The following is an 18,533-nucleotide window of genomic DNA, read 5'->3' as shown; positions in this document are numbered from 1 at the left end:
ATAATAATAAAGTGTATCTAGTGCTTGTTTTTTGTTGAATGATTAAATATTTCAGGCGCTTGATTTATTACATTATCGATATGTTCAAAAAACTCAAAAAATTCAGGCTCTAAATCATCAATGGTGACATCACTTTTGAGCTCTGTTTCAATCTGATGAACGACACGTCCTAGGCTTGGTACTCCTGAATAACAACAAGCACCATTGAGCTTATGAATGAGTATCTTTAATTGTTCTACATCTTGTGAAGTAAGCGCTTCAGAAATATTCAGTTTAGTTTCAGGTAGGCTTTGTACTAAACCTTTGAGCATTTCTTTGGCGAGCTCTTCTTTATTGCCTGCTCGCTTTAATGCTAAAGGCCAGTCAATCACTTTATTATTATTATGTGCTGGCTCAATCGTTGATTTTTTAGTCTCATTTATGTTTTTATGTAAATGAGTACGATTTAGGCTGTTATTTTTTATTGTTGTAACATGTGGTGGCTGTGTTAAATCACAATATTCATAAATACAATGGCGCAGCATCGCTTCGTCAATGGGTTTAGTCATGTAAGAGTCAAAGCCAAGCTTTAACAGTTTATCTTTTTCTTCTTTAAGGGCATGAGCCGTTACTGCAATGATGGGAGTATTGTCATTAAACGTCATCGCTTTAATACTTTTTAGGGCTGAAATCCCGTCCATTATTGGCATTTGAATATCCATAAATATCATTGAAAATTTTTCATTTTTACAAATGTTTACGGCTTCTTGACCGTTTAAAACGGTGGTTACTTCGTTAACTTGTTCAAGCAAAAGTTCATTAATGAGTTTTAAATTAGCTTCGTTGTCATCAACTGCCAATATTTTTATAGGGATCTTATTTTCTTCAGTGGTTGATGTAGTGTTACCAAGTAGGTGGTTTTGAGGGAGTAAGACCTTATTTAATCGTTCTGGTGTGATAGGCTTACTTAAACAACTTTTGGCCCCACTCGCAATCAGTGCTTCTTGTAAATTAGGAGAGTTACTGTTTATTGCTAAATGAATTTGAGTCACGTTGGTTGAAAGTGTTGCGATAAGTTCCTTCAACTCTACTAACGCTGTTGGCGTGATATCATGACTAATAAGGGCAAAATCAAAGTGTGACTTTTCGCTAAGCAAATCGTTTACTTGCGCTAAGTTTTGAGCAGGATGAACGTCCAAGTCCCAATCGGTAAGAATTTCACTGGTCGCAATACGACTATGCGTATGAGGTTCAAAATAAAGCACACTTTTTCCAGAAAGCTCATGGTTATCAAAAATATTACCAAGAGAAATAGGGTTAACTTCACAACGGAAAGTAAACCAAAAGGTTGAACCTTGGCCTTGCTCTGTGGAAAAGCCCATATTACCGTTCATTTCATTAACCAAGCGTTGAGAAATAACCAAGCCAAGCCCCGTGCCACCATAAAGACGAGTAACACTCTTATCTGCTTGACCAAAAGCGTCAAAAATAGTTTTTTGCTGCTCGTTACTCATGCCAATCCCTGTATCTTTTATCGTTACTTTTAAAATAGCGATATTATTTTCAATACGCTCGCTGTCGACATCTATATCAACAGAGCCTTTGTCGGTGAACTTCATTGCGTTGCTGGTTAGATTGATTAATACCTGCTTAATTCTCATCGCATCACCAATAAGCGCATCAGGTAATTGCGGGTTAACACGTAAAGATAACTCGATATTTTTTTTATGAGAGGTAGGTGCCAATAATGTTAATGTATCCTCAACGGCTTCTCGCATTGAAAAAGGAATGTTTTCAATCACCATTTTTCCAGCGTCTAACTTCGAAAAATCTAAAATATCATTAATAATCGCCAGCAAGTTAGCTGACGAGCGCTCAATGGTTTGTAAGTAGTCACGCTGAGTAATGGTTAAAGGTGTCTTTAATACTTGGCGAGTAAAACCAATAACGCCATTGAGTGGTGTACGAAGTTCATGGCTCATATTAGCTAAAAATTCTGATTTAACTTTATTGGCTTCTTGTGCTTTTCGTTTAGCAATATCAAGTTCAACGTTTTGTATTTCAAATTGTTCTAAACTTTCTCGTAAATCGGTAGTCGCTTGGTCAATACTGCCTTGCATTTCTTCTTGATAATCTCCTAATGATTGGGCCATTGCATTGACACCATTTTTCAAAAAATTTAACTCTCCAATCAATTGTCCCGTTACTCGGCTTTCCAGCTTTCCTTCCCTAATTCGATCAACAGCTTGTACCATAGCGCCTATTGGACGAGTAAAGTTTTTAATAAGCCGATAAGAAAAAAAGGCACTAAAAGCTGTACCGAAAAGTACAATAAGAAAGGAGAATATCATTTGGTCTTGCTGCTTTAACCGAATCTTACTGCTATCAACTTGCATAGCAATATAGCCAATATTATCTTGAGATAAGGAACGCGTCGCGTCATTAATTAAGGTTTCATTAACTATAGGACTATGAAAAATAAAATCATCACCCGTTTTCGAAAAAATTGTACCATCAGGAATAACTTGCCCGGCTTTAAGACGCAACAAATTAGCATCACCGTGATAAGAGCTGGTAACAAAAACTTGGTTATCTTTGGTGAAAACAGCAATACTTTTGATAATAGACGATTGACTACGATGGGTGAAGTTCATCAAATTACGAAGTTGCACACGATCTTTGTTCAACATGGGCAAAGTGCTGGCAATCGCTAGGGGTTCAATAATACTTTGTGAGCGCTGCGTTAAAAAATTATTCAATTCATCATACCGGCTATAGGAAAAATAGCTGGCGATCGAGAAAGCGATCAGCGTGGTTGGCACTATGGTAAGTAAAATTACCCAATCTTTCAGACTTATTTTATGCATTATTTGCTGAACTTTAGTGTAAAATCATGACTTTGAATAACCTTATCATGGCATATCGTCATATAAATTTATAGCACTTAACAGGTATATTTCGTCATGGCCAACTTTTTTAAAGCAACAGTTAAAAAACAAGAATTAGGGCAAGAAGTAAAAATTACAATAACACGCCTTGATATTAACGGCTGCGGCGTTGGTCAATACAATAAAAAGCCTATATTTATTGATGGTGCGTTACCTGATGAAGTGGTTCAGGTGAAGGTTATTGAGCAAAAAAACAAATATAGCCGTGGCAAGCTAACCGCGGTAATCGTTCCCAATGAAGAGCGTATAGCGGCGAAGTGTCAACACTTTCTCAGTTGTGGAGGTTGTGATTTACAGCATTTGTCACCCGCCGCTCAACTTGACTTCAAACAGCAAAAAGTCAGTGACTTATTTTCGCGCAACAATCATGAGCAATTATTGCCTTGGCAAGTACCTATAATCAGTCAATCTTGGCATTATCGACGAAAGGCTCGTATTGGCGTGCAGTACAATAAAGTTGGGCAAGCAACTATTGGCTTTAGGCAGCGTGGTAGTAATCATTTAATTAATATTAAAAATTGTCCTGTACTTATTCAGCCATTAAATAATATTTTTTCACCCCTTAAAGTCTTGCTAAAAAAACTGTCTGGTAAAAATGCTATTGGTCATATAGAGGTTATTGCGACAGAAAGAGTGACCGTTGTGGTGCGTCAACTTGACAAGCTAACCCAGCAAGATAAACAGCACTGGCAAACATTCAGTGATGATTTGTGTTGTGATGTGCGGTTTGATTTTGGTAAAGAGATAATTTCGTTAGATGAATCGATTTCAGAAAATTTACAGTATGTTTTAGATAACAATATTGCTATCTCTTTTAGTAGTGATAACTTTATTCAGGTTAATCACGACGTAAATAAAAGTATGATAACTCAAGCTATTGATTGGTTGCAGTTAACTGAGCAAGACATTGTGCTAGATTTATTTTGTGGTTTAGGAAACTTTAGCTTACCTATCGCAAAACGTGTCGCGCAAGTTGTCGGTATTGAAGGCGTCGCGCTTATGGTCACTAATGCGCATAAAAACGCTTTGCAAAATGGTTTAACTAATTGTGAGTTTTATCAAGCAGACCTAAATAGCGATTGGAAGGACGAAACTTGGGTCAACAAAAAATACACTAAACTGCTATTAGACCCTGCTCGAGCAGGTGCATATGAAGCGCTGCAACAATTGACTCATGTAAATATTCCAACCGTTTTATATGTAAGTTGTGATCCCGCAACGTTAGCTAAAGATAGTGAGTTATTAATAGCACAAGGTTATCGTATTGAAAAAATATCTTTAATGGATATGTTTTCTCAAACAAAGCATATTGAGACTATGGTATTGTTTGTAAAGTAGGTATTCATTTTGTTTCTCTAAAATTTAGTAGGTTATTTTTATGGTGTCGGTACGTAAATCTCATCAAATTTCAGAAATAAATTTTGAGCAATGGTTAAGCTCATTAGAACTTAGTGACCAAAAAAACCTAGCACTCGAGAAGCTTTGGCAGCAAGTGAGTGAGTTCTGCGTAGAGCAGCAAGAGTGTCAGACTAAGTCTTTAGAAATGGTCGAGATTCTTGCCAGCTTGAATCTTGACCGTGATTCATTGTGTGCTGCTTTTTTACTCCCCTTATATGAATATCAATGTATTTCATTGGAATACATTGAAGAAAATTTTTCTAAAAAAATACTCAACTTATGTAATGGTGTTAGCCAAATGCAGGCAATAAAGACCCTGCAGCAAGGCCAGTCAAATCAAGTGTCTGCAAACCAAGTTGACAACATCCGTAAAATGTTAGTTGCGATGGTCGATGATGTACGTGCGGTTGTGATTAAACTTGCTGAGCGAGTTTGCTACTTGCGACTGGTAAAAAATGCGGATGAAGAAACACGTGTTTTAGCTGCCAAAGAAACAGCCAACATTTATGCGCCACTGGCTAATAGGTTAGGCATAGGGCAATTAAAATGGGAGCTTGAAGATATATCTTTTCGCTACCTCCATCCAAACGTATATAAAGATATTGCCCAACAATTAGATGAAAAACGCCTTGACCGAGAACAATACATGGCTGATTTTGTTAGCAACCTTAGCGGGCAATTAAAAGATTTAAATATCTTGGGTGACGTCTATGGCCGGCCTAAACATATTTTTAGCATTTGGAAAAAAATGCAACAAAAGTCACTTGATTTTGAAGAACTCTTTGATGTTAGAGCGGTAAGAGTTGTTGTTGATAAATTACAAGACTGTTATGGCGCATTAGGCATAGTTCATACAAGTTGGCAGCATTTGCCTAATGAATTTGATGACTATGTCGCGACGCCAAAACCTAATGGTTATCAATCGATTCATACGGTCGTTTTAGGTCCTGAGGGTAAATCAGTAGAAGTTCAAATTAGAACTCAGCAAATGCATGATGATGCAGAAATGGGGGTCGCTGCCCATTGGCGTTATAAAGAAGGCAGTGCAGGGGGGAAAAATACCGATAGAAAAACGGGTTTTGATGAAAAAGTGAGTTGGTTAAGAAAAATATTACAATGGCAAGATGATGTAAGCGAAAGCGGTGACTTGTTGGATGAGTTACGTAGCCAAGTCTTTGAAGACCGTATTTATGTATTCACGCCAAATGGTGATGTAATTGATTTGCCAGCAGGGGCTACTCCGTTAGATTTTGCGTATTATATTCATTCAAATGTTGGTCATTGTTGTATAGGTGCTAAAGTTTCTGGTCGAATTGTGCCTTTTACTTATCGTTTAAAAACAGGTGATCAAGTTGAAGTACTAACCAGTAAAACACCCAACCCAAGTCGAGATTGGTTAAACCCTAATCTGCATTATACTCATGCACCAAGAACAAGATCGAAAATTCAGCATTTCTTTAAGCTTCTTGACCGTGACAAACACATTGCCTCAGGTAAAGAGCAGTTAGATGGCGAATTATCTAAACTTGATTTATCAGATGCAGACTTAATGCTAGCAAGCCAACGTTTTAATATTAAAACCGTTGATGATTTATATGCCGCAATAGGCTCAGGTAATGCTCGCTTGCAGCAAGTGATTAATCATTTGCAATATCATGAAGAAAGAAATAAACCCCCTGTTGAACTTGACCCACAAAGCTTAGTAAAACCTCAACAAACTCAGCAAAAATTTAAAGCTGACGCCAATGGTATAACCGTATCGGGTGTCGGTAATTTGTTAACACACATGGCAAAATGTTGTCATCCAGTGCCCGGTGACGATATTGCGGGTTTTATTACCCAAGGAAGAGGTATTTCGGTACATCGCAACGATTGTGACCAATTCGCTAATGCATTAAATCAGCAACCTGAGCGTCAAGTAGAAGTGCAATGGGGTGAGCAGAGTCAACAGAATTACCTTGCAACGGTTAAAGTTATCGCAAGTGATCGTCAAGGGTTAGTCCGTGATATTTCTACGATTGTCTCAAATGAACGTGTCAGTATTGTCGGCATGGAAAGTCGTTCTGATGCCAGTAAACAAACAGTCGCTATGTTATTAAATATCGAAATTCCAAACAATGAAATATTAGGTCGTTTAATTGGAAAATTACTGCAACTCGACGATGTATTAGAGGTTAAAAGACTTTAGCTTTATTTTATCTACCTTATGGAAAACGTATAAATATGTTAACTGAACAAGCTTCAATGAATAAACTTCGCTGGATTATATCAGCGTTACGCGACGCAGAAACAGGGTGTCCGTGGGATATTAAGCAAGACTTTGCTTCGATAGTTCCCCACACCATTGAAGAGGAATGCAAGGTTCCACGGTTAATGAGTTAATTATTAATAAGGATATTAAGTGAAAGTATTATTACATTTGTTCATGGTTATTTGCATCAGTATTCTTTTGATGGGAGCTACCAAGTGGGGAAAAACCTTTAGGGAAGGTTCACCACCATCGGATTTCTATTATAAAACTCTATATTCATGGGGTAAGCATTATGATGATGTTGTTAATAAAAACGGAACCCCAAATGAAATTATAGAAAATCCAATACGAAATGAAACATATAAGCGATTAGATAAAAACATCACTCTAAAATATGACGAAATTTCTATACAATTTTATGTTTATGATTACGACAAATATGATGACGGTAGTGAAATAGTTACTCGTAAGCTGTTTCAAAAGTTTAATTTAACAGGTTGTGGTGAGAGCTTAAGCTTTAGTTCGATTACTTGTAATGGGGAAGATGAATTAATACGTCAATTGGGTAAGCCAAGCAGGATAGAAGGCTTCAATTATATCTATATGGTAGCTAACGAAGATGTAGGAGTGGCACCAATGATATTTACTATCCCAGACGACAAGGTTACTAAAATTGAGTGGCAGACCTCTTCACATTAATTATGGTGGACATTAAAAATGTTAAATGACAAATCTTCAATCGAAAAACTCCGTTGGATTATGACACAACTTCGCGACCCAGAAAGAGGGTGTCCGTGGGACATTAAGCAAGACTTTGCCTCGATAGTTCCTCATACCATCGAAGAAGCTTATGAAGTAGCTGATGCAGTAATTGACGCTGTTGAGCAGCAAGACTTCTCTGAGTTAGAAAAAGAATTAGGTGATTTATTATTTCAAATTATTTTTTATAGTCAACTCGGTCAAGAGCAGAAGCAATTTGATTTCGACAGTGTGGTCGCTGCCATTTGTGAAAAATTGATCCGCCGTCACCCACATGTTTTTGGCGATAAAAAGTTAGTTTCTGATGCTGATATAAATGCAAATTGGGAAGATGAAAAAGCGCAAGAAAGACAACAAAAAAATGCCAACGAAACCGTCAGTATTCTTGCGGATATTCCAAGAAATTTACCCGCACTGAGCCAAGCGGCTAAAATTCAAAAACGTTGTGCTCATGCAGGGTTTGATTGGCATAATATTGAAGACGTATTTGCTAAAGTCGCGGAAGAAGTTGAGGAGGTTAAGGTTGAGATTGAACAGAATAACCCCGAGGCATTGGCTGAAGAGCTCGGTGATTTAATGTTTGCGGTTGTTAACCTTTGTCGTCATGCCAAGCAAGACCCAGAACAGCTATTACGCCAAGCAAATCAGAAATTTACTACACGATTTCATGGTGTTGAAAAGCAGGTACAAGACTCAGGCATAATATTTGAACAGCACTCACTCGAAACGCTAGAAGCATACTGGCAACAAGTGAAGCGCGATGAAAAAAAGTCAACACTGAAATACCTTAAAGAGAAATAGTGATGAAAGAAAAGCTTCCCCAATTATCAGACTGCATACTCGCCCTAGACAATAATATTGTTACGTTAACGTTTAATCGTCATGACGTACGTAATGCGTTAACCAGTACAGCAATTGCGGATGATATTGTTGAAACCGTTAATTGGGTGAATAAAAACGCTAATGTGGCAGTTTTGATTATTACCGGTGCGGGCTCCGCGTTTTCTTCAGGCGGAAATATTAAAGATATGGCCGAGCGTGGTGGAGATTTTGCTGGCGATGTTCAAGAACTTGAAGCGCGTTACCGCCAAGGTATTCAACGAATCCCTCTTGCTTTACACAAATGTGAAGTGCCTATTATTGCGGCTATTAATGGTGCAGCAATCGGTGCAGGTTTTGATGTGGCTAATATGTGTGACATCCGTATTGCTTCAACCAAAGCAAAGTTTGGAGAAACATTTGCTAATTTAGGGCTCATCCCTGGTGATGGTGGTGCGTGGTTTATGCAACGCGCTATCGGTTATCAAAAGGCCGCTGAACTCACCTTTACAGGACGTATTATAGATGCCGAAGAGGCAAAAGAATTGGGCGTTGTGCTCAATGTTGTTGAACCTGAATTATTAATGGAAACAGTGCGAGCCTTAGCGACGGATATAGCCAGTAAACCAACCGCTTCAATGCGCTTAACTAAGCGATTGATGAAAATGGCACAGCGTACCGATTTACCTGATTTTCTAGATATTTGTGCAGTATTCCAAGGGATGTGTCATAACAACCCAGAACATTTAGACGCGGTAAATGTCATGCTGGAAAAACTGGCTAAGTAAGTATGATGAAACCAGGATGCCAGATAAAGAGCATCCTGAGCTTAGTCTTATGTTAAATTATGACTCGGCAATATCAGCATTATGATAAACGTTTTGTACATCATCACAGTCATCTAACATAGCGATAAACTTCTCAAAATTTGCCGTGTCATCTTCACCGGTAATTTCAGTATAAGTTTGTGGTACCCACGTAATTTCTTCAACTTCTAAATCAAATTCTGGCATTGAATTCGCAAATTCAGTTTTAATTTTGAAAAACTCAGTGTGCGGGGCATAAACAGTAATGATACCGTCTTCAAGCTCAACATCGGTCACATCAATATCAGCCATCATTAAGGTCTCTAAAACAGCTTCATCATCTTCACCTTGAAAGGCAAATACGGCTTGATGATTAAACATGTGTGAAACAGTACCTGATGAACCAATTTTAGAATACGTTTTAGTAAAACATTGGCGAACGTCTTTAATGGTACGATTACCGTTATCGGTTAAACAATCGATAATAACCATGCAGTTACCCGGACCAAAACCTTCATATCGTGCCGCCACAAAGTCTTCACCGCCAGCACCAGATGCTTTCTTAATAGCATTTTCAATAACATGTGTAGGTACTTGGTCTTTTTTAGCTCGTTCAATTAAACCACGAAGTGTTAAGTTGCCGTCAGGGTCTACACCGCCTTCTTTGGCACTCACATAAATTGCTTTACCGTATTTAGAATAAACTTTAGTTTTCGCACCGGCTGTTTTCGCCATTGACAATTTGCGGTTTTGGTATGCTCTACCCATCTGAATGCATCTCATTGTTCTTAAAAAATTGATGAGCTAGATTCTACCCGCTAGGGTGAAGTTTGACTAGTGCTGTGGTCTGTTAATCACGTATATTTATGCCTTTATTGATATAAATATTACTAATAATTAAGCAATGTAAGCTATTTCTTCAACAATGTTTCTGCTTTTGCGCCAAGATAAACATAAAGTCCTAATCCAACCAGTAATCCAACTGAAGTTGCCATCATCGCTACCGCATTCACTAAGTATTCAGGCGAGCCAAGCACCGATTTAAACATCAGCAATAAAGCTTCTATCGAAACAGCAATTAAGATGGTCGCAATAAATCGAGTTATTGTTCGTCGTGTCGAACTGTGGCGTAATATATCTTTTTGCATGAGCACTTCTTCTTCAATGGTCGTTTTACCTAAGTCGAAAATAGCGAGTGCTAAGGTTAAAAAAATAATAATGCCAAACGGTTTTAATTGAAGATCTTCAGGGGTGGGTGAAAGCAGTAAATTAATTATTTCACTACCTGCCGAATATAAAAGAATACCCACGATAAAGAAAAGGCCAATAACAATGCATGAATATATACTAACAAAAAAAGGGTGGAATTTTTTTCGTTTTACATCGCCCATTAAAAACTCAATTGCCTGAGATAAGTTAATATCAATCACCAACACACCGACCACATCACCATTTTTATTGGCATATTTCATTGACGAAGAGATACATAAATTATGGCTAGAGGTTGATAAGTAGGGCTCGGTAACAATAATGTTATTATTTTCACTTGCTTTGATATAGTAAGGGCGATAAGAGCGGTCTATTCCAGGGCCTTCAATACTGTTTTTATTGACAACGTTATGCTTTGAAATGTTTTTACTACGTTGAATACCATCGGCATCTAAAGTGAACATCAACTCAATAAAAGGGTAATGTTTGGTCAGCCAATCCATTGAGTTTTTCAGTAAGCGTTCATCGTTAAAAAAATTTTCATCAAAAGCCCCTGCAACGATTGAAGCCATAAGCTCATGAATAGCGTCATGATATTCATGATATCTCTCTATTACACTAATATAGTTCATAAAAACTCGATTTTAATGATAAGTGTTTTTACAGGAAAGTGCCCGTTTAATGCGGTTAACGTAGTTTTATTTTATGAGGGTTGGGTATAAGGAAATAAGGTAGCAACGTTATTTTTATCATTTAAATGTTAAATGAGTTAACTGCGTTGCTACTGTATTTTAAATAGATCATTCATTTACCTTTGTTGTCGCGAGTTATTAAAGTGTTGTGTATTGTCTGTTTCTTCAATATCCCACTGACTTATTGATAAATGTTTAATGTTAAGCAGTAAAGTCGTTACGGATAAAATACTGTATAGCATTCGCTTTAGCATGTTGTATCTCCTAAATATTAACGTTGTAATGATGATTATTCGGCAAACTGTGCTGAAGTTGAAGCAAGAGTTTGAGATTTATAGAGTCGTTTTTTTACAATGTTTAAGTTACCAACGGTAACCGTATTTGCATCAATTAACACAGCTGCACTTAAATCAGTTAAGGCACCAGAAATATCATTATTTTTATATCTCGAAATACCACGATTACTGTAACTTAATGATTTAAGGTATAGGGCTTTGTCATTATATAAGTCCATGGCTTCAACATCGTTGATTGCCGCAGTACATGCTAATTCTGACTGTTTGGCATTATCAGCTTGTAAATAAGCAACACATAAACTCATATTGCTGTTGTATGAATTTTCATCTTTATGACGTCTGGTTAGTTTTTTAATACTCGAGTTAAAGTTTCCCTTAACAATATCTTGACTACCAGTAGCATCTTTAACGATAGCCACTTTTAAGGCTAAGTTGTTTTCAAAAGCCATTAAAGGGCTACTTATCACTAAAGTCATTACTAGAGTCATTAATGATTTTTTTAAAAAAACGTGTTCACTATTCATTTTGGTATCTCTTTTTAAAAGCGCATTGGGTTAATGCACGTTCACTATAGAAATTTTAATTTAGCTAAACAAACGATTAAAATAAACGTATTAAGTGAATAAAATTCACCCATCACCAACGCGGCTATTTATTGTCATTGGCGAAGGTTTCTTTTACCCAATTTGCGAATAAAGTTAGTTCGGTTTTATTTTCCATATTCTCATGTTGAATTAAATAGTATCTGTCGTTGGTATTTAGCTCTTCATCGAATAGTTTCACTAATAGTTCCTCGCTAAACCATGTTTTACTAATAGGAAGAGGTACTAAAGCAATTCCCATTCCCTGTTGAGCTGCTCGTACGACGCCAAACATACTGTCAAATTGTATAATTTGTTTCGGATCAAAATCGTCAATGTTAATGTTGTCAGCCCATTGATGCCATGACCAAGGACGAGAACGGTGTAAAATGAGTGGCGTGTTTTTTAATGCGGCAACCCCCATACTTTTAAGCTTTTTATAGAGTTTTTTATTGCAAGCAGGAGTGTAGCGAACAGGAAATAATTCATGAACAATACTGGCATTAGGCTTCCCATTGGCGAGTACGATTGATAAGTCAGCAACCTGGGAGGGCTCACTTCCTGACTTTATTGTCTCTAATTGCAGATTGATTTCTGGGTTCTTTTCAGACCATTCACTTAATTGTGGAATGAATAATTCGCTGGCAAAAAACTCAGGCAAACTAATGACAATTGTCTTGTTTTGTTGGTTATGAGTAAATTCTGAAATTGTCGACTCAAGCTGATGAATAATCGGCTGAATAGACTGATAAAACTGTTTCCCTGAACTGGTTAATTCTATTGATCGGGTACGTCTTTTAAAAAGGATAAAACCTAACTGTTCCTCTAGCTGTTTTATTTGATGGCTAACCGCTGAGGGGGTTAAAAATAATTGTGCGGCGGCATGTTTAAAACTTAAACATTTTGAGGCCACACAGAATGACCGTAAACCACGTATGGGTGTTTGAATAGGCATATAAGTAAAATATATTGATGAAGACAGAGGTGATTAGCAATACTTATACCGAAATTTAATTTATTGATATCATTGTTTATTTTTTTTTACTTACACGGTGATAAGGTCTTGCTTGCACTACTTTGGTTCGTTTGCACTAAAAGGACAGTAAAAGAAATAAAAAATGAAGGCAGAAAAAAAGGACATCGAATGATGTCCTTGAAATGAAACAGTTTAACAATATAAGTAAGTGCTATTAAAGAATCGGGGGAGATTCAAAATACATCTTCACCATAAGGTTATTCATCAAACGCCGCAAACGAGATAAATTCATCCGATAGATGAGTTTTTTTCACCTAGTAGTCAAAATAAAGGCAGAAAAAAAGGACATCGAATGATGTCCTTGAAATGAAACAGTTTAACAATATAAGTAAGTGCTATTAAAGAATCGGGGGAGATTCAAAATACATCTTCACTTTACGTTTATCGATCAAACGCCGCAAACGAGATAAATTCATCCGATAGATGAGTTTATTTCACCTAGTAGTCAAAAAAGACAGAAAAGAGGACATCAAATGATGTCCTTGAAATGAAGCCGTCTAGCAATAAAAAAGAGTGTTATTAAAGAATCAGAGATATTATTATTAAAAATAGGGAGTGATTCAAAAAACAAAACCATCATAAATTTATTCGATGAACATGGCAAATGAGATAAATTCATCTTATACTTTAACATTTTTCACCTATTAGTCTTACTGAGAGAAATAATTGATGAGAGAGACCACTTGCTATTCTTTTTACAGACCACCATTGCTTTATTTCTATTGAGTAAACACTGCACGTTACAAAAAATTAATGGATCAAAATGATGCATTAAACAAACATTAATATCACCAAAAATTGTAAGCTATTGATAGGTATTTTATTTTGGATTGGTGTGTATTTTGCTTTGCGATTAGCATAATGATAAAAATGTAGGAATGATGATGAAAAGTGTTGAAGTAAATTTTGATGGATTAGTGGGGCCAACCCATAATTATGCGGGTCTTTCAGAGGGTAATGTTGCGTCATTATCTAATACTCATAACAGCTCAAACCCTAAAAAAGCCGCCTTGCAAGGTTTGAAAAAAATGAAAGCTTTGCATGATATGGGATTAAAGCAAGGTGTATTTGCGCCTCAAGAACGCCCTGATATGTATACCTTAAGAAGACTGGGGTTTCATGGTAGTGATGATCAAATTTTGGCAGCAGCCTATAAAGCATCGCCAACCCTGCTCGCTTCTTGTTGCTCTGCTTCAACGATGTGGACAGCAAATGCAGCATCAGTGTCGCCATCAGCCGATACACTTGATAAAAAAGTGCATTTTACTTCTGCTAACTTAGCGAATAAATTTCATCGCTCACTTGAGCCTGAAACAACCAGCAAAATTCTTAAAGCGATGTTTGGTGACGAAAAGTATTTCCAGCATCACCAGCATCTTAATGATAATGAACATTTTGGTGATGAAGGTGCTGCTAACCATACGCGCTTATGTGAAGGTTATGGTGATGCGGGTGTAGAAATTTTTACTTATGGTCGTTATGCTTTTAACCGCAATAAACCAGTGCCTATTAAGTTTCCTGCTCGTCAAACGTTTGAAGCGAGTCAGGCTATTGCAAGGTTACATGGTTTGTCTGAAGATAAAACTGTTTTTGTGCAACAAAATCCCGATATTATTGATCAAGGTGTTTTTCACAATGATGTCATTGCGGTGGGAAATCAAAATGTCTTTTTTTACCATGAGCAAGCCTATTTAAATACCGCTGAATTTAAAGCTGAGGTAACACGTAAATTTGACAGCGAAAAACTGCACTTTCTTGAAGTTTCAACCGAACAAGTGTCTGTTCAAGATGCGGTTAATACCTACCTGTTTAATACGCAAATTGTTACGTTACAGGACAATACGATGGTCATTATTGCTCCAACGCACTGTCGTGAAAACATTCAAGTTAATGACTATTTACACAGATTAATCGCTGCGGATAATCCAATAAACCATGTTGAATTTTTTGATGTTAACGAAAGTATGAAAAATGGTGGTGGCCCTGCCTGCTTGCGTTTAAGGGTTGCCCTTACTGAAGAAGAATTACTTGCAGTGAATCCCAGTTGTTTATTAACACCCGCGTTATATACACAATTAGTTGCATGGGTTAACAAACATTATCGTGATAAATTAATACTTGATGATTTACGAGATCCTCAGTTAATTATTGAGTCACGTACGGCTTTAGATGAGTTGTCTCAACTTTTATCTTTAGGGTCTGTTTATCGCTTTCAGCAATAATTCATTAGAGAAATAAAAATCCCCCTTTTATAAGCAGTAAGTCTTTATGTCGGTCAACTTACTGCTTTTATCGGCTTTAATGGTAAATAGACAAGCCTAATTCTTCTGCAATACCTTCTACTAATTTCATACCAACAACAGAATTACCAAAACTGTTTAACGGTGGGCTCCATGTACAGATAACGCCATAATTTGGCACAATAGCAATTAAACCACCCCCAACACCACTTTTAGCGGGTAAACCGACAGAAAAAGCGAACTCACCAGATTGATCATACATACCACTGGTTGATAATATCGCATTAACGCGGTGGGCATCTTTCGGGCTACAAATAACCCGTTTTGTTAAGGGATCGACACCCTTATTGGCTAAAAAAAGCAAACTCTGCGCTAACTGCTCGCAGCTCATAGCGATTGAACATTGGGTGAAATAATGGCTAAGTACGTCAGGAATTTCGGCTTCAATATTACCAAAGCTTTTCATTAAGTAGGCTAGGGCGGCATTACGGTTACCATGGGTGAATTCAGATTGGTAAACCTCAAGGTCAACGCGAATATCTTCGTTGTTGGCAAGTTTTCTTACAAAGCCTAAGAAAGCGAGTTTACTGGCTGAATAATGGCTGGTTAATACGTCAGCAACTAATAGCGCTCCAGCATTTATGACCGGATTTCGGGGAATACCTTTTTCCCACTCAAGTTGAATAATAGAGTTGAAAGGTTGACCTGAAGGCTCCATTCTTACACGTTGCCATAATGACTCACCCAGACGATTCATTGCCATGACTAAACCAAATACTTTTGAAATACTTTGAATGGAAAAAGACTGCTGATAATCTCCCGCGCCTACAGTTTTTCCGTCAATGGTCGCGACAGATATACCCGCAAAATCAGGCCTAACAATAGCGAGAGCTGGAATGTAGTCCGCTACGGCACCTTTTACAAAGCTATCACGATGAGTAAGCAATAATGTATTTAGCTTATCTTGTAAATCAACAATGTTGCTTTTCATATAAACGTCGGACAGTAAAGTGAAGATGCACTTATTATGCACAAATTAAACTTGATATGTAGCCCTAAAGGTCACTTTTTTAAATAAAGGGTTTTAATGCTAGAGTTCAACGACTTTATTGTAAATAAAGCCAATATATTGGCTTTATTTACAATCGGTAATGAATAATATCTTTAAGTTAACAAGTACCTTAATGATTTTTAATGTGGGGTTATTTTGTTGCCCAAGCGGAAAGTTTTTGATGTAATTTATCAATATCTATCGGTTTAGCTAAGTAATCATTCATACCAGCATTCATACATTTTTCTTTGTCTCCTTTCATCGCATTAGCGGTCATCGCGATAATGCGGATATCTTGATGTTCCTTTCCTGCTTTTCCAGCTCTAATCGCTCTAGTTGTTTCATAACCGTCCATTTCAGGCATTTGGCAATCCATTAAGATTAAATCATAGGACGTTGATTTTAGCTTTTCTATTGCCTCAATACCGTTATCTGCTATGTCAGCTTTAAGCTTTAATTTGCGGAGAATAGTCATTGCTACGATTTGATTTATCCTATTGTCTTCAACCAAAAGTATTTTTTTAAATAGTAAGTTAACATCTTTAATCGGGGGATTTTCCTCTGATTTGTCAGAAATATCTTTTTCTGGTTTTTGATAAAGCAAGTTAAAAGCAAAACAGCTGCCTTTGTTCAATGTACTGTCTATCTTTATATCTCCGGCCATAAGTTCACAAAGCTGTTTAACTATGGTTAAGCCTAAACCTGTACCTCCGTACTTTCGTGTTGTTGAATTATCAGCCTGAGAAAAAGGACTGAAAATATTATCTTGCTGTTCTTGAGAAATACCTATGCCAGAGTCTCTTACTTTACAAGAAAAGTTAAGTTGTTCATTGTTTACCTCAACAAGCAAAACTTCAAGTTCAATACCTCCTTGCTCGGTAAATTTAATCGCATTACTGATCAGGTTTATCAGTATCTGTTTAAGCCGAGTAGGGTCACCTATTACTGTCTTTTGAGAGAGTTCGATCGATTTAATAGTGAGCCCTAACGATTTTTTCTCGGCGATAGCAGCCATAATGATTACGACTTCGTTAATAATATCAGCAATATTAAAATGAATGCTCTCGATTTCTAGTTTGCCTGATTCAATTTTAGAGTAGTCTAAAATACTGTTAATTAAAGTCAATAAAGATTCAGAGCTAGAATTGACAAGACTAATGTATTCTTTTTGTTCATCGGTTAATGGTGTGTTTGACAATAAGCTGAGCATACCAACAACGCCATTCATGGGCGTTCTAATTTCATGGCTCATATTCGCTAAAAACATACTTTTTGCTTGGGTTGCCTTTTCAGCCTTCTTTTGTGATAGAACAAGTTGTTGATTTAATTGTTGTGATCGTATTAATAAGTCATTTGTTTGCTGGTTTTTTAATTGGAATATAGTGGCTGACTTCATTAAATGACCTATTTCATCAGCTCGATTCACTTCAAGTTCAAGGCCTTCATTAAGCTCTTTATTTTCTGCGAGTGTATTGAATACTTGGGTCACTTTTTCTATCGGAAATATGAGTCTTTTGAGTACATATAAGGTGATAAGGCTAGTAAAAAATATACCAAAAATAAACATAATAGTGCCACGTAAAATAGACTCGTCAACAATTCCATTAAGGTTTGAGTTACTGGAATCACGATATTGTAAGACAACTTTACTTAAGTCTTTCGCTAAATATAGAAATTCGTTTGCAGAGCCAGACATAACAACGTTTACTAGATAGTTATAATTTTTGGTTACTTGTGTTAATAATTTCATTTCGCTAGAAATAATGGCTAAATCTGTATTTATTTCTTTGATATTTAATGCGGTAGTAACACTTTTTAACTTATTGAGAATACGTTGAAAATTGATTGTGTTTTCAGTATTTGGTAAAAGAAAATATTGATAAGCAGCAAGCTGTAATTCAGATGTTAAATTACTAAGCTTCTTGTTATTTATACGTGTAGTATTAAGTGGGGGCGTGTTCGTTATATCGTCCGATACTTTAGTCGTAATACTTTTTAAGTGAGTTAATCGAGTGACTATCTTTTGATTAAACAATTCACCCTTTTTATCGATAAGTAAAACAACAGAATCAAAGTTTTCTCGGTAATCTTTTAAATGATTACGCATACTCTCTATGGCGACCTCTTGATTGTTGCCAATTTCATTTTTTTTGATTAAAAGTAACGTCATATCTAATTTACGAGTGACGGAGGTCATAATGTCATTCAATCGTTTTAACACTGAAGATGCTTGATTTTCTTTATAAATAAGTACGTTTCTTTGTAAATCTAAAACATCTTTCTCTAATGTTTTAACTTCAATAACGGCATCAACTATTTCTTGGTTAGAGGTTAGGCCAGTAATTAACAGTTTTTGGCTTTGATACGACACATACTCTTGTCCAATAAAAAGTAAAATTATAATCGTTAAAGAAAGTATTAGCTGTGCTTTTAAGCTTGGAAACATTTATAACACCACAAGGTTTAAT

14 protein-coding genes and 1 pseudogene are annotated in these 18,533 nt (G+C 36.6%); 7 read left to right on the top strand and 8 right to left on the bottom strand.

Features of this window, described 5'->3' with window-relative positions; translation table 11 throughout:
• Positions 1-17: 17 nt before the first annotated feature.
• A complete protein-coding gene (barA, locus tag H4J73_RS14630) occupies positions 18-2,846 on the bottom strand; it encodes a two-component sensor histidine kinase BarA (RefSeq protein ID WP_182223639.1) in 2,829 nt (942 codons plus the stop codon).
• Between the two features lie 96 nt (positions 2,847-2,942).
• Here barA and rlmD point away from each other — a divergent pair, with 96 nt between their 5' ends.
• From rlmD to H4J73_RS14600, 6 genes and pseudogenes are all read left to right on the top strand, one after another.
• Positions 2,943-4,265, top strand: a complete 1,323-nt coding sequence (rlmD, locus tag H4J73_RS14625; protein ID WP_182177058.1) for a 23S rRNA (uracil(1939)-C(5))-methyltransferase RlmD — start codon at positions 2,943-2,945, stop codon at positions 4,263-4,265.
• 40 nt (positions 4,266-4,305) lie between these two features.
• Positions 4,306-6,513 carry a GTP diphosphokinase gene (gene relA, locus H4J73_RS14620; RefSeq protein WP_182177057.1) on the top strand — a complete coding sequence of 736 codons (2,208 nt, stop codon included), beginning with the start codon at positions 4,306-4,308 and terminating at the stop codon, positions 6,511-6,513.
• 35 nt (positions 6,514-6,548) lie between these two features.
• Positions 6,549-6,689, top strand: a pseudogene (mazG, locus tag H4J73_RS14615) (nucleoside triphosphate pyrophosphohydrolase); the annotation flags it as partial.
• Between the two features lie 37 nt (positions 6,690-6,726).
• Complete coding sequence (locus H4J73_RS14610) at positions 6,727-7,275, top strand: hypothetical protein (protein ID WP_182177055.1); 549 nt, start codon at positions 6,727-6,729, stop codon at positions 7,273-7,275.
• 18 nt (positions 7,276-7,293) lie between these two features.
• Positions 7,294-8,136: a nucleoside triphosphate pyrophosphohydrolase gene (gene mazG / locus H4J73_RS14605; RefSeq protein WP_182177054.1), complete on the top strand. Its 843-nt coding sequence runs from the start codon at positions 7,294-7,296 to the stop codon at positions 8,134-8,136.
• A 2-nt stretch (positions 8,137-8,138) separates the two neighbouring features.
• On the top strand, positions 8,139-8,942 hold the full coding sequence (locus H4J73_RS14600; protein WP_182177653.1) for an enoyl-CoA hydratase-related protein: 804 nt from the start codon (positions 8,139-8,141) through the stop codon (positions 8,940-8,942).
• Positions 8,943-8,999: 57 nt separating this feature from the next.
• Here H4J73_RS14600 and H4J73_RS14595 read toward each other — a convergent pair whose 3' ends face one another.
• From H4J73_RS14595 to H4J73_RS14575, 5 genes are all read right to left on the bottom strand, one after another.
• On the bottom strand, positions 9,000-9,728 hold the full coding sequence (locus tag H4J73_RS14595) for a YebC/PmpR family DNA-binding transcriptional regulator (protein ID WP_182177053.1): 729 nt from the start codon (positions 9,726-9,728) through the stop codon (positions 9,000-9,002).
• A 143-nt stretch (positions 9,729-9,871) separates the two neighbouring features.
• Entirely contained in the window at positions 9,872-10,801 is a 930-nt protein-coding gene (locus H4J73_RS14590) for a PDC sensor domain-containing protein (RefSeq protein ID WP_182177052.1), read from the bottom strand.
• Between the two features lie 176 nt (positions 10,802-10,977).
• Positions 10,978-11,115: a hypothetical protein gene (locus H4J73_RS14585; RefSeq protein WP_182177051.1), complete on the bottom strand. Its 138-nt coding sequence runs from the start codon at positions 11,113-11,115 to the stop codon at positions 10,978-10,980.
• Positions 11,116-11,150: 35 nt separating this feature from the next.
• Positions 11,151-11,681: a hypothetical protein gene (locus H4J73_RS14580; RefSeq protein ID WP_182177050.1), complete on the bottom strand. Its 531-nt coding sequence runs from the start codon at positions 11,679-11,681 to the stop codon at positions 11,151-11,153.
• Positions 11,682-11,805: 124 nt separating this feature from the next.
• Entirely contained in the window at positions 11,806-12,687 is an 882-nt protein-coding gene (locus H4J73_RS14575; RefSeq protein WP_310649654.1) for a LysR family transcriptional regulator, read from the bottom strand.
• A gap of 971 nt (positions 12,688-13,658) precedes the next feature.
• Here H4J73_RS14575 and astB point away from each other — a divergent pair.
• The gene (gene astB, locus H4J73_RS14570; protein ID WP_182223640.1) at positions 13,659-14,996 is read left to right on the top strand and encodes an N-succinylarginine dihydrolase; all 1,338 of its coding nucleotides are present in this window, start codon (positions 13,659-13,661) and stop codon (positions 14,994-14,996) included.
• A 76-nt stretch (positions 14,997-15,072) separates the two neighbouring features.
• On the opposite strand, the gene glsB is transcribed toward astB, so the two are convergent.
• Together glsB and H4J73_RS14560 are read right to left on the bottom strand one after the other, a co-directional pair.
• Entirely contained in the window at positions 15,073-16,005 is a 933-nt protein-coding gene (glsB, locus tag H4J73_RS14565) for a glutaminase B (protein ID WP_182177047.1), read from the bottom strand.
• Between the two features lie 211 nt (positions 16,006-16,216).
• Positions 16,217-18,511: an ATP-binding protein gene (locus H4J73_RS14560; protein WP_182177046.1), complete on the bottom strand. Its 2,295-nt coding sequence runs from the start codon at positions 18,509-18,511 to the stop codon at positions 16,217-16,219.
• Between the last annotated feature and the right edge of the window lie 22 nt (positions 18,512-18,533).

Source organism: Colwellia sp. MB3u-41, from assembly GCF_014076845.1.
Classification (GTDB): domain Bacteria; phylum Pseudomonadota; class Gammaproteobacteria; order Enterobacterales; family Alteromonadaceae; genus Colwellia_A.
The sequence above is the reverse complement of the archived record's forward strand: the minus strand, read 5'-3'. Positions and strand labels throughout refer to the sequence as shown.

Coding starts and splice junctions, on each gene's coding strand:
- H4J73_RS14590 (WP_182177052.1), bottom strand. CDS start 10,801: ATGAACTATATTAGTGTAATAGAGAGATATCATGAATATCATGACGCT.
- H4J73_RS14585 (WP_182177051.1), bottom strand. CDS start 11,115: ATGCTAAAGCGAATGCTATACAGTATTTTATCCGTAACGACTTTACTG.
- H4J73_RS14580 (WP_182177050.1), bottom strand. CDS start 11,681: ATGAATAGTGAACACGTTTTTTTAAAAAAATCATTAATGACTCTAGTA.
- relA (WP_182177057.1), top strand. CDS start 4,306: ATGGTGTCGGTACGTAAATCTCATCAAATTTCAGAAATAAATTTTGAG.
- glsB (WP_182177047.1), bottom strand. CDS start 16,005: ATGAAAAGCAACATTGTTGATTTACAAGATAAGCTAAATACATTATTG.
- H4J73_RS14595 (WP_182177053.1), bottom strand. CDS start 9,728: ATGGGTAGAGCATACCAAAACCGCAAATTGTCAATGGCGAAAACAGCC.
- astB (WP_182223640.1), top strand. CDS start 13,659: ATGAAAAGTGTTGAAGTAAATTTTGATGGATTAGTGGGGCCAACCCAT.
- H4J73_RS14600 (WP_182177653.1), top strand. CDS start 8,139: ATGAAAGAAAAGCTTCCCCAATTATCAGACTGCATACTCGCCCTAGAC.
- mazG (WP_182177054.1), top strand. CDS start 7,294: ATGTTAAATGACAAATCTTCAATCGAAAAACTCCGTTGGATTATGACA.
- H4J73_RS14560 (WP_182177046.1), bottom strand. CDS start 18,511: ATGTTTCCAAGCTTAAAAGCACAGCTAATACTTTCTTTAACGATTATA.
- rlmD (WP_182177058.1), top strand. CDS start 2,943: ATGGCCAACTTTTTTAAAGCAACAGTTAAAAAACAAGAATTAGGGCAA.
- barA (WP_182223639.1), bottom strand. CDS start 2,846: ATGCATAAAATAAGTCTGAAAGATTGGGTAATTTTACTTACCATAGTG.